16 protein-coding genes and 1 riboswitch are annotated in these 18,634 nt (G+C 72.4%); of the genes, 10 read left to right on the plus strand and 6 right to left on the minus strand.

What is annotated here, in order from left to right; genetic code table 11:
- Window positions 1-306: 306 nt before the first annotated feature.
- From ATL41_RS07815 to ATL41_RS07840, 6 genes are all read left to right on the plus strand, one after another.
- Window positions 307-1,758 carry a family 20 glycosylhydrolase gene (locus ATL41_RS07815; RefSeq protein ID WP_169924521.1) on the plus strand — a complete coding sequence of 484 codons (1,452 nt, stop codon included), beginning with the start codon at window positions 307-309 and terminating at the stop codon, window positions 1,756-1,758.
- Window positions 1,759-1,841: 83 nt separating this feature from the next.
- Complete coding sequence (locus ATL41_RS07820; RefSeq protein ID WP_098457978.1) at window positions 1,842-2,375, plus strand: PH domain-containing protein; 534 nt, start codon at window positions 1,842-1,844, stop codon at window positions 2,373-2,375.
- Window positions 2,376-2,604: 229 nt separating this feature from the next.
- A riboswitch (SAM riboswitch) is annotated at window positions 2,605-2,709 on the plus strand.
- 16 nt (window positions 2,710-2,725) lie between these two features.
- Window positions 2,726-3,763, plus strand: a complete 1,038-nt coding sequence (locus ATL41_RS07825) for a methylenetetrahydrofolate reductase (protein WP_098457979.1) — start codon at window positions 2,726-2,728, stop codon at window positions 3,761-3,763.
- Between the two features lie 19 nt (window positions 3,764-3,782).
- A complete protein-coding gene (gene metE, locus ATL41_RS07830; RefSeq protein ID WP_098457980.1) occupies window positions 3,783-6,290 on the plus strand; it encodes a 5-methyltetrahydropteroyltriglutamate--homocysteine S-methyltransferase in 2,508 nt (835 codons plus the stop codon).
- A 146-nt stretch (window positions 6,291-6,436) separates the two neighbouring features.
- Complete coding sequence (locus tag ATL41_RS07835) at window positions 6,437-7,168, plus strand: DUF2510 domain-containing protein (protein WP_169924522.1); 732 nt, start codon at window positions 6,437-6,439, stop codon at window positions 7,166-7,168.
- 98 nt (window positions 7,169-7,266) lie between these two features.
- Entirely contained in the window at window positions 7,267-8,454 is a 1,188-nt protein-coding gene (locus tag ATL41_RS07840) for a hypothetical protein (protein ID WP_098457982.1), read from the plus strand.
- 129 nt (window positions 8,455-8,583) lie between these two features.
- On the opposite strand, the gene ATL41_RS07845 is transcribed toward ATL41_RS07840, so the two are convergent.
- A complete protein-coding gene (locus ATL41_RS07845; protein ID WP_098457983.1) occupies window positions 8,584-9,423 on the minus strand; it encodes a formate/nitrite transporter family protein in 840 nt (279 codons plus the stop codon).
- Between the two features lie 86 nt (window positions 9,424-9,509).
- On the opposite strand from ATL41_RS07845, the gene ATL41_RS07850 reads away from it, so the two are divergent.
- Complete coding sequence (locus tag ATL41_RS07850; protein ID WP_098457984.1) at window positions 9,510-10,382, plus strand: sugar phosphate isomerase/epimerase family protein; 873 nt, start codon at window positions 9,510-9,512, stop codon at window positions 10,380-10,382.
- A gap of 259 nt (window positions 10,383-10,641) precedes the next feature.
- Here ATL41_RS07850 and ATL41_RS07855 read toward each other — a convergent pair whose 3' ends face one another.
- Together ATL41_RS07855 and ATL41_RS07860 are read right to left on the minus strand one after the other, a co-directional pair.
- Window positions 10,642-12,141 (minus strand): hypothetical protein, encoded by a 1,500-nt coding sequence (locus ATL41_RS07855; RefSeq protein ID WP_169924523.1) that lies wholly within the window; start codon window positions 12,139-12,141, stop codon window positions 10,642-10,644.
- A 29-nt stretch (window positions 12,142-12,170) separates the two neighbouring features.
- Complete coding sequence (locus ATL41_RS07860) at window positions 12,171-12,926, minus strand: ABC transporter ATP-binding protein (protein WP_098457986.1); 756 nt, start codon at window positions 12,924-12,926, stop codon at window positions 12,171-12,173.
- A gap of 136 nt (window positions 12,927-13,062) precedes the next feature.
- Between ATL41_RS07860 and ATL41_RS07865 the strand changes: the two genes are divergently transcribed.
- The 3 genes from ATL41_RS07865 (at window position 13,063) to rlmC (ending at window position 16,237) form a co-directional block, all read left to right on the plus strand.
- Complete coding sequence (locus ATL41_RS07865; RefSeq protein WP_181010235.1) at window positions 13,063-14,574, plus strand: SDR family NAD(P)-dependent oxidoreductase; 1,512 nt, start codon at window positions 13,063-13,065, stop codon at window positions 14,572-14,574.
- A 77-nt stretch (window positions 14,575-14,651) separates the two neighbouring features.
- Window positions 14,652-15,089 (plus strand): heavy-metal-associated domain-containing protein, encoded by a 438-nt coding sequence (locus ATL41_RS07870; protein WP_098457988.1) that lies wholly within the window; start codon window positions 14,652-14,654, stop codon window positions 15,087-15,089.
- 17 nt (window positions 15,090-15,106) lie between these two features.
- A complete protein-coding gene (gene rlmC / locus ATL41_RS07875; RefSeq protein WP_098458989.1) occupies window positions 15,107-16,237 on the plus strand; it encodes a 23S rRNA (uracil(747)-C(5))-methyltransferase RlmC in 1,131 nt (376 codons plus the stop codon).
- A gap of 167 nt (window positions 16,238-16,404) precedes the next feature.
- On the opposite strand, the gene ATL41_RS07880 is transcribed toward rlmC, so the two are convergent.
- From ATL41_RS07880 to ATL41_RS07890, 3 genes are all read right to left on the minus strand, one after another.
- A complete protein-coding gene (locus ATL41_RS07880) occupies window positions 16,405-17,682 on the minus strand; it encodes a hemolysin family protein (RefSeq protein WP_098457989.1) in 1,278 nt (425 codons plus the stop codon).
- 109 nt (window positions 17,683-17,791) lie between these two features.
- A complete protein-coding gene (locus tag ATL41_RS07885) occupies window positions 17,792-18,229 on the minus strand; it encodes a (deoxy)nucleoside triphosphate pyrophosphohydrolase (protein WP_098457990.1) in 438 nt (145 codons plus the stop codon).
- A 51-nt stretch (window positions 18,230-18,280) separates the two neighbouring features.
- The gene (locus ATL41_RS07890) at window positions 18,281-18,499 is read right to left on the minus strand and encodes a helix-turn-helix domain-containing protein (protein ID WP_098457991.1); all 219 of its coding nucleotides are present in this window, start codon (window positions 18,497-18,499) and stop codon (window positions 18,281-18,283) included.
- Between the last annotated feature and the right edge of the window lie 135 nt (window positions 18,500-18,634).

Here is an 18,634-nt window from a genome sequence, read left to right on the forward strand (position 1 = left end):
GTTGCACCGACCCGGCCCGCCCCCCGACCGATAGCCCCCGTGCACTCGTGATCTGTGCACCAGAGCGATCCGTCGCCAGCCACTCGCCCCACCGCCCAGCCACCAGCCCGACCCGCTGACACTTCGCTCGGATGCACACCTCACGTGTGCATCAAGGCGATCTGTCGGCCTGAACCCTCACGACCCAGCCTCCCCCCCCTGACAAATCGCCCCACCGCACACCTCACGTGTGCAGCAGAGGGATCGGTCGCCCAGATGTCCGGCCAGCTCCCGCTCCCGGACCTCCCGACGAGCAAGGATGGACCCATGCCGACGTCGCCAGCCGTCATCCCCGCCCCCCGCACCGTGCACCCCGACCGCGGGACGACCGTCGTCGACCCGCGCACGCTCGCCGCGCTCGCCGTCGCGCTCGAGCCCTGGGCGCCGAACGCCGCCCACGCGCTCCGCGACGCACGGACGGTGGGCCCGCTCGTCGCGCCGTCGGGCAGCGCCGCGACCCCCGCGACCGCATCGCTCGACGCGACCCTCCCGAGCGAGGGCTATGCCCTCGACCTGTCCGACGCCGGCTGGCACCTCCGCGCAGGCGACGCCGCGGGCGCGTTCTACGCCGTGCAGGTCCTGCTCCAGCTCCTCGCCGACTCGCGGCACGACGCCGGCATCACGACGATCCCCGCCTACGCGTGCGAGGACGCCCCGACGTACCCGCTGCGCGGGATCTCCTTCGACGTCGCGCGCCACTTCTTCGGCGTCCCCGACATCGAACGGCTCGTCGACCTCGCCGCGACCTACCGGCTCAACCAGCTGCACCTGCACCTGAGCGACGACCAGGGCTGGCGCCTCGAGATCGAGGGGCGTCCGCTGCTTCTCGAGCGCGCGTCCGCGAACGACGTCGACGGCGGCCCGGGCGGCTACCTCACCCTCGCCGAGTACGAGCACCTGCAGGACTACGCCGCAGCGCGGCACATCACCGTCGTCCCCGAGATCGACATGCCTGGCCACACCCACGCCGCCCAGGTGGCCTATCCCGAGATCAGCCCGGACGGCGAGCCGCGCGAGCCGTACGCCGGCATCGAGGTCGGCTTCTCGAACGTCCACCTGACGTCCGCCGAGACGTGGTCCTTCGTGGACGACGTCGTCGGCACGCTCGCGCGCCACACCCGCGGCCCGCGCCTGCACCTCGGCGGCGACGAGGCGCACACGCTCACGGCCGAGGAGTACGCGGCGTTCGTGGAGCGGCTCGGCATCGTCGTCGCGGAGCACGGCAAGCAGCTCGTCATGTGGCAGGAGGCCGCCCCCGTGCAGCTCCCGGCCGGCACGCTCCTGCAGTTCTGGACGTACGACATCGACACGAGCCACCTCGCCGACCTCGCCCGCGAGCGCGACGTCCGGTTCGTCGCGTCCCCCGCGCCGCACGCCTACCTCGACCTCAAGCACGACGAGAGCCAGGAGCTCGGCCTGACCTGGGCGGGCACGGTCGAGGTGCGCGACGCCTACGAGTGGGAGCCCGCGAGCGTGCTCCCGGGGGTGCCCGCGGACAAGATCGAGGGCGTCGAGGCGTGCCTGTGGACGGAGACCCTGCGGACGTGGGACGACGTCACGACGATGCTCCTCCCGCGCCTGCCCGCCGTCGCGTCCGTCGCGTGGGGGTCGCCGCGCGACACGGGAACGTTCCTCGAGTCGCTCGCCGCGCACGGCGAGCGGTGGGTGCGCGACGGCGTCGCGTTCCACCGGTCGCCGCAGGTGCCCTGGCGGTCCTGACCACGGGCGGCGCGGCAGCGCGGTCGGCGCGCGGCAGGAGGGAGGCCCTGCCCAGCAGGGCCTTCGCGTGGAAGGATGCCGCCATGAGCATCGACAAGACCCTCGGCAACGGCGAGTTCGTGGTCCTGACGACCCGGACGCACCCCAAGGCGCTCTTCAAGCCGTTTCTGCTGTTCCTGCTGGTCGTGGCGGCTTTCGTCGCTGCGCTCGTGTGGTTCCCGGAGAACGACGCGAAGCAGTGGGTCCTGGTCGCCGTCGGTGCGGTCGCGATCGTCACGCTCGTGACGTGGGTGCTGGTGCCGTACCTGCGGTGGCGGCACTCGAGCTATACGTTCACGAACAAGCGCCTGATCACCCGCGAGGGCATCATCACGCGCGTGGGCCGCGACATCCCGCTGTTCCGCATCAACGACTTCACGTACGAGCGCGACCTGCTCGACCGTCTGCTGGGCTGCGGGACGATCGTCGTGTCGGACGCGACCGAGAAGGCCGGCGTCATGCTCTACGACGTGCCGCGAATCGCCGAGGTGCAGCGCGAGCTGTCGAACCTCATCTTCCAGGCTGACGACGGCTCGGACGACGGCGAGTTCCCGCCGGGCGAGCCGCGTCGCCGCTGAGCCCGACGCCCGGGCCGACCGATCGCCCGTGTGCACACTTCTGATGTGCACACGGGCGATCCGTCATTGGGGGCACAGGCCGCCCGTCACACCGATCGCCCGGATGCACACGTGACGTGTGCATCCGGGCGATCCGTCGCAGATGGGGGCCTGCGGCAACCATGGACACTCGATCTCGCCATGCGGACACCTCTTGGGGGCCGTGACTCGCGGCCCTAACCTCGAGTCACAACCATCCAGAGCGGTCGAGAGTCCTGGCTCGTCGACGCCGCAGCAACCCCCCACTACGGAAGCCTCCTGAGGGTGCGGGTGCTAAAGCCAGGTTCGATGGACGTACCTATGGAGGCTTCATGAGCATCGCCGACATCGTCGACTCGTCGGTCCGCCCGACCGTGTCGTTCGAGCTGATGCCCCCGCGCAACCCCGACGCCGCGCCCAAGTTCTGGACGACGGTGCGCCAGCTCCTCACGGCCCGCCCCGACTTCATGTCGGTCACCTACGGCGCGGCGGGCACGGACCGCGCGACGACCCGCGCCGTCGTCACCACCCTCGCCCGGCAGACGCCAGTCCTGCCGATCGCACACCTCACGTGCGTCGGTGCGACGCGCCCACACGTCGCCGAGGTCATCGACGAGTTCCTCGCCTCGGGCGTGCGCTCGTTCCTCGCCCTGCGCGGCGACCCGCCGCGCGACCAGCCCGACTGGCGCCCGCCGTCCGACGGCGTGCACTCGTCGATCGAGCTCGTCGCCCTCCTGCGCGAGGTCGAGGCGAACCGCTGCGACCGCAGCGCGGCGTCTGCCCTGCGCGGCGCAGCGCGACCGCTGACGATCGCCGTCGCGACCTTCCCGGGCGGCAACCGCGCCGCCGGGACCACGCCCGCACAGGAGGTCGAGCACCTCCTCGCGAAGCAGGAGGCGGGTGCGAGCTTCGCGATCACCCAGCTCTTCTACGAGGCGGACACGTACCTGTCGTTCGTCGAGTCCGCCCGCGCGGCAGGCGTCACCATCCCGATCCTCGCGGGTGTCCTGCCCACGACCGACCCGGCGCGCCTGCGGCGCGTCGAGGAGCTCACGGGGGTGCCCGCACCGTCGGCGCTCGTCCGCGAGCTCGAGTCCTTGCCCGACGACGAGGCGCGCCACAGGCGCGGCATCGAGGCGTCGGCGGGACTCGTCTCGGCCGTCCTCGAGGCCGGCGCCCCTGGCCTCCACATCTATACGTTCAACAAGTCACGCCCAGCACTTGACCTGCTCGAGGGTGTCCACCTCGGCGGCGGTTCCACGGGCCCGGCTCCGGCCGGGCTGGCGGAGCCAGACCTGGCCAGCGGGCCGTGGGTCGGGGCAGCACACGCACAGCTGAGCTCGACGAGCGACACCGTCGCCGTCGACTGACCCCGAAGAGAGACGCACCATGACCAACCAGCAGCACAGCCCTGCCCTCGTCCAGGGCACAAACTTCGCATTCCCGGCGGCGACTGTCCTCGGCTACCCGCGCATCGGTCCGAACCGCGAGCTCAAGCGCGCGGTCGAGTCGTTCTGGGCGGGCCGCGTCAGCGCGTCCCAGCTCGAGCAGCAGGCCGCCGAGCTCCGGGCTCGCACGCGCGACCACCTCGTCGCGCTCGGCCTGACCGAGCCGGCCGCCGTGCCGTCGTCGTTCTCGTTCTACGACCAGGTGCTCGACGTCGTCGCGACGGTCGGGGCGGTGCCGCCCCGGTTCGCGCACCTGCGCGCCGCGGACGGCTCGCTCGACCTCGCCGCGTACTTCGCGCTCGCCCGCGGCGACGACGAGGTCGCGCCGCTCGAGATGACGAAGTGGTTCGACTCGAACTACCACTACCTCGTCCCGGAGATCGGTCCCGAGACGGAGCTGCGGCTCGTGAGCGACCGGATCGTCGCGGAGTACGTCGAGGCTCGCGAGGCGGGCGTCGTGACCCGGCCCGTCGTCGTCGGGCCTGTGACGTTCTTGCTGCTCAGCAAGCCGAGCGACGACGCCCCGGCAGGGTTCCGCCCGCTCGACCGGCTCGCCGACCTGCTGCCCGTGTACGCGGAGCTCCTCGGCCGCCTCGCGGCCGCAGGTGCGCCGTGGGTCCAGCTCGACGAGCCGGCCCTCGTGACGGACACGCTCGACGTGCCCGGCGAGCGGGTGCGCACGGCGGTGACGGACGCGTACCGCGCGCTCGCGTCCGACCTCGCCGTGGGCGCGCAGCGCCCGGCGATCCTGCTCGCGGCCCCCTACGGGGACCTCGGCGACAACCTCCCGGTCGTCGCGGCGTCGGACGTCGAGGCCGTGGCCTTCGACCTGGTCAAGGGCGCGTTGCCCAGCCCGGCCGCCCTCCCCGCCCCTTCCAGCGAGTCCGTCACCTCCAGCGAGTCCGTCACCTCCAGCGCGACTGAGTCAGCTGGAACTGACGGACTCACGCCGGGACTGACGGACTCGCCGGCCGAGCAGGTCCGGCCCGCCGACGTCGTGGCCGGGCTTGCGCGCAAGACGCTCGTCGCGGGCGTCGTCGACGGGCACAACGTGTGGCGCGCCGACCTCGGCGCGCGGCTCGCGCAGGTGGAGAAGCTCACCACGCTCGGCGCCCGGGTGACGGTCGGGACGTCGACGTCGCTGTTCCACGTCCCGCACACGACCGCCGCCGAGCCGCAGCTCGACGCGGGCCTTCGCTCGTGGCTCGCGTTCGCCGACGAGAAGGTCCTCGAGGTCGTCACGCTCGCACGCGGCCTGGTCGAGGGCCGCGATGCCGTCGAGACAGAGATCGCCGCCGCGAGCGCCGCTCTCGCCGCCCGCGCGACCGCAGCCGGCGTCCGCGTCGAGGCGGTGCGCGCCCGCACGGCCGGGGTCGCGCCGTCGGACCTCGAGCGCGGTTCCGCGGCCGAGCGCCGCGACACCCAGGCGGCGCGCCTCGGGCTGCCGCCGCTGCCGACGACGACGATCGGCTCCTTCCCGCAGACGACGGACATCCGCGTCGCCCGGGCCGCGCACGCGCGCGGCGAGCTGGACGACGCGCAGTACGACGCCGCCATGGAGGCCGAGATCGCGCGCGTGATCGCGCTGCAGGAGGAGATAGGGCTCGACGTGCTCGTGCACGGCGAGCCTGAGCGCAACGACATGGTGCAGTACTTCGCCGAGCTGCTCGACGGCTTCGCGGTGACGCGCAACGGCTGGGTGCAGTCGTACGGCACGCGCTGCACGCGTCCGTCGATCCTGTGGGGCGACGTCTCACGGCCCGCCCCGATGACGGTCCGCTGGACGCGGTTCGCGCAGTCGCTCACGCCCAAGCCGGTCAAGGGAATGCTCACGGGCCCGGTGACGATCATGGCGTGGTCGTTCGTGCGCGACGACCTCCCTCTCGCGGACACCGCCACGCAGATCGGGCTCGCGCTGCGCGACGAGCTCGCGGACCTCGAGGCGGCGGGGGTCGCGATCATCCAGGTGGACGAGCCTGCGCTGCGTGAGCTGCTGCCCCTGCGGCGCGCGGACCAGGCCGCCTACCTGGACTGGTCTGTGGCGTCGTTCCGGCTCGCGACGTCGGGCGTCCGTGCGGACACGCAGGTGCACACGCACCTGTGCTACTCCGAGTTCGGCGAGGTCATCGGGGCGATCGACGCGCTCGACGCTGACGTCACGTCGATCGAGGCGGCGCGCTCGCGCATGGAGGTACTCGGTGAACTGCGCGACGCGGGCTTCGGCCGCGGCGTCGGGCCGGGTGTGTACGACATCCACTCGCCGCGGGTGCCGTCGGTCGACGAGCTCGGAGAGCTGATCAGCCTCGCGGCGGCTGACGTCGACCCGGGGCTGCTGTGGATCAACCCGGACTGCGGCCTCAAGACGCGCGGTTACGCGGAGGTCGTCCCTGCGCTGACCCACCTGGTTGAGGCGACGCGTTCCGCACGAGGCGCGCTCGTCCGCGCCTGACAGGGAGCGCGCCTCGCTTCCGCGCTCGAGCGTCGGCGCCCGGCACCCTCGACGGGTGCTGGGCGTCAGCGCGCCGGGCTGGCCGTGCGTCGGAGCGCAGGTCGCACCCCAGGAAAGTCTGGAGCCCGGCCGATACGCTGCCGCGTGTGACTACGACCCCACCCCCGCTCCCGGACCCGCCCCACCGCAAGACGGTGACCGCGCCCGACGGCGGCGGCGAGGTCCTCGTCGGCCCTGCCGGCTGGTACCGGCACCCGGAGGGAGGCGAACGCTGGTGGGACGGCACCGCGTGGACCGACTCCGAGCGGTTCGGGGACAAAGTACGGAAGGCCGCCCGACCCGCGACGCCCCAGCAGGCGGCTGAGGACGAGCGGGACCGCGCGTGGGACCGTCGCCGTCGCCGGATCCTCAGGGGCATCGTCGCGGCGATCGTGCTGTGGGTCGTCGGTGCGCTGGCCTTCCAAGCAGCAGCCGAGCGCTTCCCCGCGCTCGAACGCACGACCCCCGGCGAGCGCATCACGGCGTTCCTGCGGGCCCCGCGCGGCGTCGGGTCCGCGGACCCCGCGAAGAGCGGCTGCCCGACGACGGATCGGATGCTCGTCGACCCGTCCTCCCCGGAGGTCGCCCGCTTCCGGGAGGTCAAGGGCTGCGGCGCCGCCGAGGGCTTGGCCTTCGAGAGCGCGGAGGTCGTCACACGCGCGACGGACGGCTCGCCGTCGGGCGTCTACGACGTGACGTTCCGCGAGGTCACGGACCCGGAGCACCCGGACGCCGCGCTGAGCGAGCAGACCGCGCGCCTGACGATCACGGTCGAGAAGGCCTTCCTCGGGTGGAAGGTCGCGTCCGTGGCAGGGCTGCCTCCGCGCGACGCGGGCTGATCCGTTCCTCCGGGCGGCACCAGGAGGCGCAGAGTCACGCCGCCCTCTCACGGCCCCTTCACCCCCGCTGCACGGGCGCCGGTTACCGTGGACAGGACATGACTCTGCCCTCTCGCACCCCTGACTCCACGCCGTCCGAGCCCGCCGTGCCCGCAGCGGGGTCGTCGTCGACCCCCGCGAACGGTGACCACGCCGAGGCGCAGACCCCGCGACCCGTCGCGGACGTCCCCAAGCCTTCCTTCGTGCAGATCGCCGCGTCCGTGCTGACGGCGATCACGTCGACCGTCGCCCTGTCCTACCTCGGTGTGGCCGGCACGCTCATCGGCGCGGCCGTCGCGGCCGTCCTCACCGCCGTCGCGAACTACCTGTACACGCGGTCCCTCGTGCGCACGCGCTACGTCGTCACGACGCTCGCGCCGCGCGTCGTGCGCGTCGGCGACACCGCCGTCCTGCCCGCTGTCCGCGGTGCACGCACGACGGCGGTCGAGCAGACGGTCATCGTCGACGAGGTCCGCGAGACGCAGGCTGCGCACCAGGACGACGCCGCGCAGGCCACGCCTGCGCCGTCGCCGACAGTGTCGTCACCGTCCGCGACGGCGTCCGCCGCGTCGACGCCGAGCGCGCGGACGCCCGAGGAGACGGCGGCCGTCCCGGCGGCAACGTCCACTCCCGACGCTCCGACCGCGGCGGCGACGCCGCCGACGGCACCGGTCGCCGCAGCGCCTGACGCCGCCGCTCCCGCTGCCGCGGCGCAGCGCGCCGCCAGGTCTCCCGAGGCGCTCATGGCGCCCGCGCGTCGCTCGCGCCGCCCGTACGTCGTGACCGCCCTCGTGACGTTCGTGATCGTCATCGCCGCGGTGACCGCGGTCGAGCTGGGCTTCGGCAAGCCGTTGTCGGACGTCGTCCGCGGGCAGGAAGGGTCCGGCACGACCATCTCCGGCGTGCGCCCCAACCGCGGCACGCCCGCGCAGAAGCCGACCCCGACCCCCACGCAGGAGGCGCCTGCGCCGACGGACGAGCCGACGACGGAGCCGACCGAGTCGCCCGAGCCGACGCCCACGCCGACAGACGTGCCGAGCCCGACCCCGACGACGCCCGCGCCCACGGCACCGCCGACCAGCACGCCGTCGCCGACGGACGCCCCGACGCAGACCGCCCCGCCCGTGACCCCGACGCCCGACACGTCCGAGCAGTCCGTCACCGACGGCGTGCCCGGTGCGGAGGGCACGCCTGGCACCGAGGGCTCGTCCGGCGCTACCGAGGAGCCCGCCGCTCAAGACGGCTGAGCGGGGCCGCTACCGGGACTTCCCGCCCATGCCGCTGCGGCGGGCGGCACACCGCCCGCCGAGCCCGGCTCCGCCAGCCCGGCGCCAGCGCCGACACCGGCCCCAGAGGCGTCACCCGCGGCAACCGCGTCAGCTCGCGGCGACGTACTTCCGGTCGTCGTTGCAGTACGCGTAATACCAGCCGATCAGCAGCCCACCCCCGACGAAGTTGCCCGCGAGCGCCAGCCCCACGTTCGCGAGCGCCTCACCGAGCGGGAGGCCGCCGTCGAGCCCGGCGATCGTGAACAGCACCGTGTTCGCGACGGAGTGCTCGAAGCCCAGGTAGGCGAACAGGAACACCGCGACCACCATGACGAGGGCCTTCATCAGGTCCTCCTTGATGTAGCCGTTGTAGACGACGAGCATCGCGATGTTGATGAGGAAGTTGCACAGGATCGCGCGGACGAACAGGTCGCCCCAGCCGGACGCGCCTGCAGTGATGAACTCCATCTTGTGGTCGAGCGACGCCTGCGCCTGCACGCCTGCGGCGCCGTCGAGGATCGAGGAGAACCGCACGAGGACGGCGACGAGCAGGCCACCGAGGAAGTTGCCGAACAGGCACAGGCCGAGCAGCCGCATCGCGCGGCTCCACCGGATGCGCCGGTGGTACAGGCCGACGCTGACGATCATCATGTTCGACGTCAGCAGCTCGGACCGCGTGTAGTAGATGAACACGAGCGCCCACGCGAACGTGAGCGCGCCTGCGATCTTGCCGACCTGGCTGAGCTGCCCGTCGCCGACGACGGCGAACGCGGACGCGACGGCGAAGCTCGCCGAGTAGAAGACGCCGATGATGATGCCGGCCATGCCGGCGCGCATGAGGTACCGGCGCCGGAGCGCCCCCGACATCTCGGTCTTGGTGTCGAGCGACCCGAGCACGGTCGAGATGAAGTACTTGCCCGGGAACAGGGTCTGGGGGTCGGCGGCCATGGCTCGATTATTCATGGCGTCTGGCGTCGTCCTGCGGGACTTCCTGGTCCGCTGCCGTTCCGGCGTTACCCGACTATCGTGCTGATATGCCTGATGACGGAGCGGTGAAGCAGGTCAGCGTCACGCTCTCGACCGCGTCGGTGTACCCGCGCAAGGTGCCGTACGCGTTCGAGCTGGCGGCGGAGCTGGGGTATGACGGCGTCGAGGTCATGGTGTGGGGCGACAAGATGTCGCAGGACGATCTGGCTCTGAGCCGCCTCTCCCAGGAGTACGGCGTGCCGATCCGTTCGGTGCACGCGCCGACGCTGATCGTGAGCCAGCAGGTGTGGGGCGCCCGCCCGAGCAGCAAGCTCGCGAAGACGGTCGACATGGCGCTCACGCTCGGTGCGAGCACGGTCGTGGTGCACCCGCCGTTCGCGTGGCACCGGAAGTACTCCCGCCAGTTCGCGGACCAGGTGCACGAGCTCACCGAGGACATGGGCATCACGATCGCGGTCGAGAACATGTACCCGTGGCGCGGCCGCAAGCGCGAGATCACGGGTTACCTGCCGGGGTGGGACCCGACGGAGCACGACTACGACAAGGTGACGCTCGACGTCTCGCACGCCGCGACGTCGCGGCAGTCGTGCTTGACGCTCGCGGAGCAGTTCGGCTCGCGGCTCGCGCACGTGCACCTGACGGACGGGACGTCGTCGGGCTTCGACGAGCACCTCGTGCCGGGGCGCGGCACGCAGCCCGTGCGGGAGCTGCTCGAGCGGCTCGCGCGGTCGGACTTCGCCGGGGACGTCGTCGTCGAGATCGGGACGCGCAAGGCGCGGTCCGCGCAGGAGCGCCGGGACGACGTCGAGCAGTCGTTGCTCTTCGCGCGCACCTACCTGCAGCGCGGCCCGCACCCGGACTTCACGCCGCACGAGACGCCCGGCGCCCCGCACCACCTGCCGGACGACGCCTGGACCTGAGCGCGCCCGCGCGCCGAGGCGTCTGCCCACAAGTGCGCTCAGAGCCCTCGCTCCTTGCATCGGCGGGTACATCTCGAAAGCCCGGATCTCGTCCGTCAGCGGTAGGTTCACCCTCGTGAGCGACAACAACGGAACCCCTAAGCCTCTGAGCCGAGGGCTCGCGGCCACCGCGATCGTTGCCGTCGTCGCAGCCATCGCGGGTGACGCATGGACCGGGCTGGACACCTCTCGGCAGCGCGGGTGAGCGCGCCCGCGCGCCTCAGAAGGACCTGAGGCGCGCGAGGAGCTCGGGGGCGCCGTCCTCGAGTCGGCGCGCTCCGACCTTCATGCCTACCATGAGCGCCACGACGCCGGTCGCGAGACCGAGGACGCCCGAGACTGCCGACAGGACGGCGGAGGTCTTGACGATCGCGACGACCGCGACGACGAGAGTCGGCGAGAGCACGAGCAGGAGCGCGAGGGAGCCGACCGTCTGCGAGAGCAGCGCGGCCAACGAGCCGCCCTGCTTCGAGGCGAACGGGTTCTCACCCGGCGCGGTGACGGGGAAGACGACCATCGCGGAGACGATCGACGCGAGGCCGAGCGCCGCGAGGAGCGTGCCGACGGTCGCGCCGACCACGGCGGCGGTCGCGTCCCAGCGGTCGGCGTAAGCGAGCGTCCCGACCGCGACGCCGAGGCTGAGGACGAGCCCGGGGACGCCGATCGCGAGCGCGCGGCCCCACCGGTCGGGCGCGCCGCCCATGGGCGCGGCGACGTGCGTCCAGAAGGCCGTCGAGTCGAGCGCGACGTCCGTCGAGATGGCCCAGCCGAGCGACCACGCGATGAGCGGCCCGCCGACGAGCAGCCACGTGCCGTTCCCCGCGAAGAGCACGAGGAGGATGACGACGACGGGGATCGACAGGAGCGACGTCACGTAGCGCGGGTCGCGCACCCAGTAGGTGAGGCAGCGCGCGAGGACCGCGCCGAGCTGCGAGTCGGGCACGCGACCGAGGACCCCGAGGCCGCGCCCACGACCCGCGGAGACGCGGCTCGGCCGCACGAGCGTGCGCTCGAGCGAGCGACGCCACCAGAGGATCAGCAGGACGGGGCTCGCGACGGCGATCGCGAGGTGCGCGAGGGCCGCGCCCCAGCTCCCGGCGGCGACGGCGGCGGGCAGGGCGTACGGAGCGCCGAAGGGCGTCCACGCGAGCACCGGGGCGGTCTGGTGGGCGAGCGCGGTCACCTCGATCTCGGCACCCGAGAACAGCACGATGGCGGGTCCGACGAGGCTGACACCGACGACAGTCGCGCCGAGCATGAGGTCGCGCCCGCGGCGCCCCTCGAGAAGGGGCCGCACAGCCGACGTCGTCGCGCGCGAGCCGACGACGGCGGTGACGAGGCCGAGCGCCGCGCCCACAAGAGCGGCCACGAGCGCGACGGGCTGCGACACCCACGCGGCGACGAAGCCGAGGGAGACGAGGACCGTGACCAGCCCACCGGGGCCCGCGAGCGCGGCGACGCCCGTGCCGAGCATGAGGTCGCGCGTGCTCAACGGGAACTGGGCGAGGCGCCGCGGCTCGAACGTGTCGTCGACGCCGAAGGCGACGAGCGGCCCGACCGTCCAGACGACGACGAGGAGCGACCCGAGCGCGACGACGTCGTCGGAGATGTCGTCGCGCAGGCCGAGGAAGAGCAGCCCGACGATCGCGAGCAGGCCGAAGCCGAGCGCGTAGAGCGCCGAGATGACGAAACCGATCAGCTGCCAGATGCTGCGCCGCATCGTGGCGCGGTACACCTGCCAGCGCAGGCTCAGGAGCGGTGCAACCACTCGAGGCCCTCCCCCGTGCGACGGCCGCCGACGAGCTCGACGAAGCGGTCCTCGAGCGACGCCCCGGCCCGCACCTCGTCGACCGTGCCGGCCGCGAGTACGCGACCGGCAGCGAGCACGGCGACGTGGTCGCACATGCGCTCGACGAGGTCCATGACGTGCGAGGAGACGATGACGGTGCCGCCCGTCGCGACGAAGTCCGCAAGGATACCGCGGATCGACGCCGCGGAGACCGGGTCGACGGCCTCGAACGGCTCGTCGAGGACGAGCAGCCGGGGGGCGTGCACGAGCGCGCACGCGAGCGCGATCTTCTTCGTCATGCCGGCGGAGTAGTCGGCGACGAGCGTGTCGGCGTCCTGCTCGAGGTCGAGGGCCCGAAGGAGCGACTGGGCGCGCTCGACGGCGGTCGCGCGCGGGAGCCGCTGCAGCATGCCGGCGTGGACGACGAGCTGGAGTCCGGTGAGCCGGTCGAACAGTCGCACGCCGTCGGGCAGCACACCGATCAGGCCCTTCGCGGTGACCGGGTCTGCCCACAGGTCGACGCCGAGCACGTCGACGCGCCCAGCGTCGGGCCGCAGCATGCCGGTCGCCATCGACAGCGTCGTCGTCTTCCCTGCGCCGTTCGGGCCGACGAGCCCGTAGAACGACCCCGCGGGCACCGCGAGGTCGACGTGCTCGACCGCGACCTTGTCGCCGAACCTCTTGCGCAGCCCCTGCATTCCGAGCGCGACGTCCATCTGCTCCTCCCTCTGCGCCACCCGGTGGGCGGCGTCCCCGCGACGCTACCTGCGACGTCGGTAGGGGCGGAACCGACCCAGGTATGCGATCGCGGGTGTGGTCCCCGTCATTGCAGCGCCTGAGATACTGGAGCACGTGCCTGAATCAGCCTCCCCCTCCGTCGACGACGTGCCCGCGGGCGTGAACCCGGACGAGCTCGCGCGCGCTCTCGAGATCCTCGAGGCCGCCAACGCCCTCCCGCCCGAGCACCCCGACAAGGTGGCGCTCCAGCGTGCGACGGCGAAGCTCTACAAGACTGTGAAGAAGCAGCGCCGCGACGAGGCGAAGGCGGCGATCCAGGCGGCGGACCGCGCGGTGATCGAGTCGACCGCGACGGGCGCCCCGACGCGCATCGACGACGAGACGGCCGGCGTCGACATCCGTCCGGGCACGGCGACGGGCCCGTTCGCGGGACGCTTGTCGAAGCCGCAGGGCTGCTACGTGTGCAAGGAGCCGTACCAGGACATCGACGTCTTCTACCACCAGCTCTGCCCGCGCTGCGCCGCCGAGAACCGCGCGAAGCGCGACGCCCGCACAGACCTCACCGGCAAGCGCGCCCTGCTCACGGGCGGCCGCGCGAAGATCGGCATGTACATCGCGCTGCGCCTCCTGCGCGACGGCGCACACACGACGATCACGACGCGCTTCCCCAACGACGCGATCCGTCGCTTCAAGGCGATGGAGGACTCGGCGGACTGGATCCACAACCTCAAGATCGTCGGCATCGACCTGCGCGACCCGGCGCAGGTCATGGCACTCGCCGACGACGTCGCGGCGGAGGGTCCGCTCGACATCCTCATCAACAACGCGGCCCAGACCGTGCGCCGCTCGCCCGGCGCCTACGCGCCGCTCGCGAAGGCCGAGGACGCGCCGCTGCCGTCGGGCTTCCTGCCGCCCGTGACGACGTACGGTCGTTCGCACGACGCGCACCCGGCTGCGCTCGAGGCGTCGGTGCGCGCGGGTGGGCGCGACGAGGGCAAGCCCGTGTCGACCGTCGTCGACGAGTCCGTCACCGCCCCCGGCCTGCTGACCGATCTGGCGCTGCGCGCGGGCTCGTCGTCGCTCGACCGCGTCGCGACCGGCACGGCGATCGACGCCGCCGGTCTCGTGCCGGACCTCGTGTCGCAGAACTCCTGGGTCGACAAGGTCCAGGACGTCGACCCGCTCGAGATGCTCGAGGTGCAGCTCTGCAACGAGACCGCGCCGTTCATCCTCATCTCGCGCCTGCGGGCCTCGCTCGCCGCGTCGCCCGCGCGCCGCAAGTACATCGTCAACGTCTCCGCGATGGAGGGGCAGTTCTCCCGCGGCTACAAGGGCCCCGGCCACCCGCACACCAACATGGCGAAGGCTGCCGTCAACATGCTCACGCGCACCAGCTCGCGCGAGATGTTCGAGACGGACCGCATCCTCATGACGAGCGTCGACACCGGCTGGATCACGGACGAGCGCCCGCACACGACAAAGGCCCGCCTCCACGAGGAGGGCTTCCACGCCCCGCTCGACCTGGTCGACGGCGCCGCCCGCGTCTACGACCCGATCGTGCGCGGCGAGGCCGGCGAGGATGTGTTCGGCGCGTTCCTCAAGGACTACCGTCCGTCGGCGTGGTGACGCAGGAGTCACTGCTGCACCCCGCCGTCCGGTGCGAGAATGGCACCGGACCCGTTGCCCAGCCCGAAGGAACCGCGATGTCTACGATCACCACGCTCGACGTCACCGGCATGACCTGCGGACACTGCGTCTCCGCCGTCACCCGTGAGCTCGAGGCCGTCCCCAGCGTGAAGAACGTCAGCGTGGACCTCAACGTGGGCGAGGCGTCGACCGTCACGGTCGTCTCCGACGCTCCGCTCCCCGAGGACGCGCTGCGCGAGGCGATCGACGAGGCGGGCTACGAGCTCGCCGGCGTCTCGACGCACTCCTCGGAGGACGAGTTCAGCCAGCTCGCCGGCACCCGCGAGCGCGTCTACGCGGGCACCGGGATGATCGGCTCGGGCTCGCCGGTCGCCGTCGGCCCGGTCGGCATCCCCCTGACCTCGCGCGCGGACGCGGACGCCGCTGCGCTCGCCGAGGCCGAGGCGCCGCAGTCCGGCGGTTGCGGCTGCGGCGGGTGCGGCTGCGGCGCCTGAGCGCGCCGTCGACCGTCGTGCGCTGCGCGTACCACGCGGCTGGCGTGTGCCGGTCCTGCACCCACCTGGGTGAGCCCTACCTCGACCAGCTCGCCGCGAAGGACGCGCACGCGCGCACGCTGCTGAGCAAGGTGCCGAGCGCGGCCGACGCCGTCTGGCACGAGCCGGTCGCGAGCCCCGATGAGGGCTTCCGCAACAAGGCGAAGATGGTCGTCGGCGGGACCGTCGAGGCGCCGACGCTCGGCATCCTCGACGAGCTCGGCCGCGGCGTCGACCTGCAGGGCTGCGGCCTGCACGAGGCGCCGCTGCGGGCGGCGCTCCCCGCCGTCGCCGACGCGATCTCGGCCGCGCGCCTGACGCCGTACGACGTGCCGTCACGGCGCGGCGAGCTCAAGCACGTCCTGCTGACGCTCTCGCCCGACGGCGAGATCATGGCGCGCTTCGTGCTGCGGTCGACCGAGGCGGTGCCCCGCCTGCGCAAGCACCTGCCGACGCTCCTCGCGGCGATCCCGGGGCTGCGCGTCGTCTCGGCCAACATCCAGCCCGAGCACAAGGCGGTACTCGAGGGCCCCGAAGAGATCGTGCTGACGCCTGACGACTCGCTGCGCATGCGCGTCAACCACCTGGACCTGCACCTGCTGCCGCAGTCGTTCTTCCAGACGAACACGGCGATCGCGCAGGCGCTGTACGCGCAGGGCGCCGCCTGGGTCGACGCCGCCGCGCCCCGGTCCGTGTGGGACCTGTACTGCGGCGTCGGTGGCTTCGCGCTGCACGTCGCCGCGCCCGGCCGCGACGTGCTCGGCATCGAGCTGAGCGCGGAGGCGATCGGGTCCGCGCGGCGCACGGCTGCCGAGGCGGGCCTCGCCGTCCGCTTCGAGGCGGGCGACGCGACGGCGTTCGCGCTCTCCGCTGACGCCGCGCCTGACCTCGTGATCGTCAACCCGCCGCGGCGCGGCATCGGCGCCGACGTCGCGAGCTGGCTCGAGCGTTCGGGCGTGCGCGACGTCGTCTACTCGTCGTGCAACGCCGTGTCCCTCGCGCGGGACCTCGCCGCGATGCCGAACCTGCGCGTCACGGAAGCGCGCGTGCTCGACATGTTCCCGCAGACGGCCCACTACGAGGTCATCACCCGGCTGACGCGCGCCTGACGCGCGCCGCCCGCGCGATTGTCAGACCGGATGCACGCCTAAGTGGTGCATCTCGTCTGACAACTCGGTCGGCGGGCCGGGGCGGCTAGGCAGGGCCGGCGGGCCGCGGCAGCTGGCCGGGCGCGATCGGCCAGGCGGCTGGTCAGGCGCGGCGCGCCTGACGCGCGTCAGGCGCGGTCGGCCAGGTGCACCTCGAGCACCTTGATGCGCCTCGACTCGACCTCCGCGACGCGCAGCTCGTCGTCGCCCACGTGCACGACGTCGCCCACCTCGGCGAGGCGGCCGAGCCGGTCGATCACGTAGCCCGCCGCCGTCTCGTAGGGGCCGTCGACGAGCGTGATGCCCGTCTGCTCTGCGAACTCCTCGATCGTGAGGCCTGCGTCGACGGTGAATACGCCGTCGACCGCGCTCTCGAACGCCGGCTCGTCCGTGTCGTACTCGTCGCGGATGTCGCCGACGAGCTCCTCGACCATGTCCTCGAGGGTGACGATGCCGTCCGTGCCGCCGTACTCGTCGACGACGACGGCGATGTGCACCCGCTCGGCGCGCATCCGCGTCATCGACGGCAGCAGGCGGTTCGTCGACGGCAGCATGAGGATCTCGCGCGTCAGGTCACGCACGAGCAGCGTCGGCTCCGCGCCGAGCAGGTCGCGCACGTGCAGGAACCCGAGGACGTCGTCGAAGCTGTCGTCGATCACCGGATAGCGCGAGTACGGCGCGTCCGCGACGACCGCGAGCGCCTGGGCGACCGTGAGATCTGCCTCCATGAACGCCACCTCGCCGCGCGGACGCATGACCTCGCTCAGCGAGCGGTCCGCGGCGTCGAACACGTCGTCGAGGATGCGCCGCTCCACGTCCTCGAGCCCGCCGTGACCGGCGACGATCCCGCGGAGCTCCTCCTCGCTCATCTCCTGGTTGCGCGCCTTCGGGTCGCCTCCGAGCAGCTTCACGACGGCGTCGGTCGAGCGCGAGAGCGTCCACACCGCAGGGCGCATGAGCCGCGCGAAGCGGTCGAGGGGCGGCGCGACGAGCGTCGCGAACTGCTCGGTGCGCTGCAGCGCGATGCGCTTGGGCACGAGCTCGCCCAGGACGAGCGACAGGTACGCGATCACGAGCGTGAGGACGATCAGCGCCGTCGTCTCCGAGGCCGATCTCGACAGACCGGCGCTCTCGAAGAGCGGAGCGACGTCCGGGGCGAGGGTCGAGGCGCCGAAGGCCGCCGAGAAGAACCCGGCGACCGTCACACCGATCTGCACGGCCGAGAGGAAGCGGTTCGGGTCACGGGCCAGCTGCGCGGTGCGCGCCTTGCGGCCGCCCTCCGTGGCCATGCGGTCCACCTGGGACTCGCGCAGCGAGACGAGGGCCATCTCCGTGCCGGCGAACACGCCGCCGACGAGGATGAACACCAGGACGAGGCCGGCAGAGACAAGAGTGTCCTGGTCCATCAGACCCGCTCCCGCCGGCAGTCGTCGGGGAGCAGGTCGTCGGGACTACAGCTGTCATCCATGCGGACAAGTACACGGAACGACGGTCCGCCACGTCAAACGAGCCCCGTCAGGTGCCAGCCCCGCGGAAGCCCGCCCCCACGTGCAGCCGCAGCTCCTCGACGATCCGCACGTCGCCCGGCAGCCACGGGACCGAGTCCCAGTCCTCGGGTGCGAGCCAGCGCACCAGGTCGTGCTCGATGAGCGGCTCGGGCGCCCCCTCGCGCACCTGCGCGAACCACAACCGCATGACGTGCCGGTCCGTGATGATCCAGCCGCCGTCGTCAGGGCCCACGAACTCCGAGCCCAGCTCGACCTTCACGCCGAGCTCTTCGCACAGCTCGCGGTGCAGCGCCTGCTCAGGCGTCTCGCCCGGGTCGACCTTGCCGCCGGGGAACTCCCACATACCCACGAGATGCTCGGGGCGCGAACGCCGCGCTCCGAGCAGCACCGACGGTGCGGACAGGTCGTCCACGATCGCTGCTGCCACCACGAGCTTGCGTTCCATCCCCCCATCTTGCCAGGACCTCCGAAGAGATCCCATGACTTGTGACGAAGGTCAGCGCAGGTCGAGGCCCTTCTTCGCCTGCACGGCCTCGGCGCGCGACGAGATGCCCAGCTTGCGGTAGACGCTGCGGACCTGCGACTTCACCGTGTTGCGCGTGACGTAGAGCTCCCGCGCGATCTGCTCGAGCGTGACGTCCTCGTCGAGGCGTGCCAGCACCACCTGCTCGCGCCGCGTCAGGACCGGGCGGGTCATCGTGTCCATCATCGTCATGTCGATCTCCTCATGCTCACGCGAGCCAGCCTCCCCGGCCAGCTGCTCGTCGTCGTCCGCGTTGCTGCGGACACCTGATGAGAGGGGTCCCCGCGCGAACCATGACGCAGCTTTGAGGAACTTCTTTCGGACCAG

The organism is Flavimobilis soli, assembly GCF_002564025.1.
Taxonomy (GTDB): domain Bacteria; phylum Actinomycetota; class Actinomycetes; order Actinomycetales; family Cellulomonadaceae; genus Flavimobilis; species Flavimobilis soli.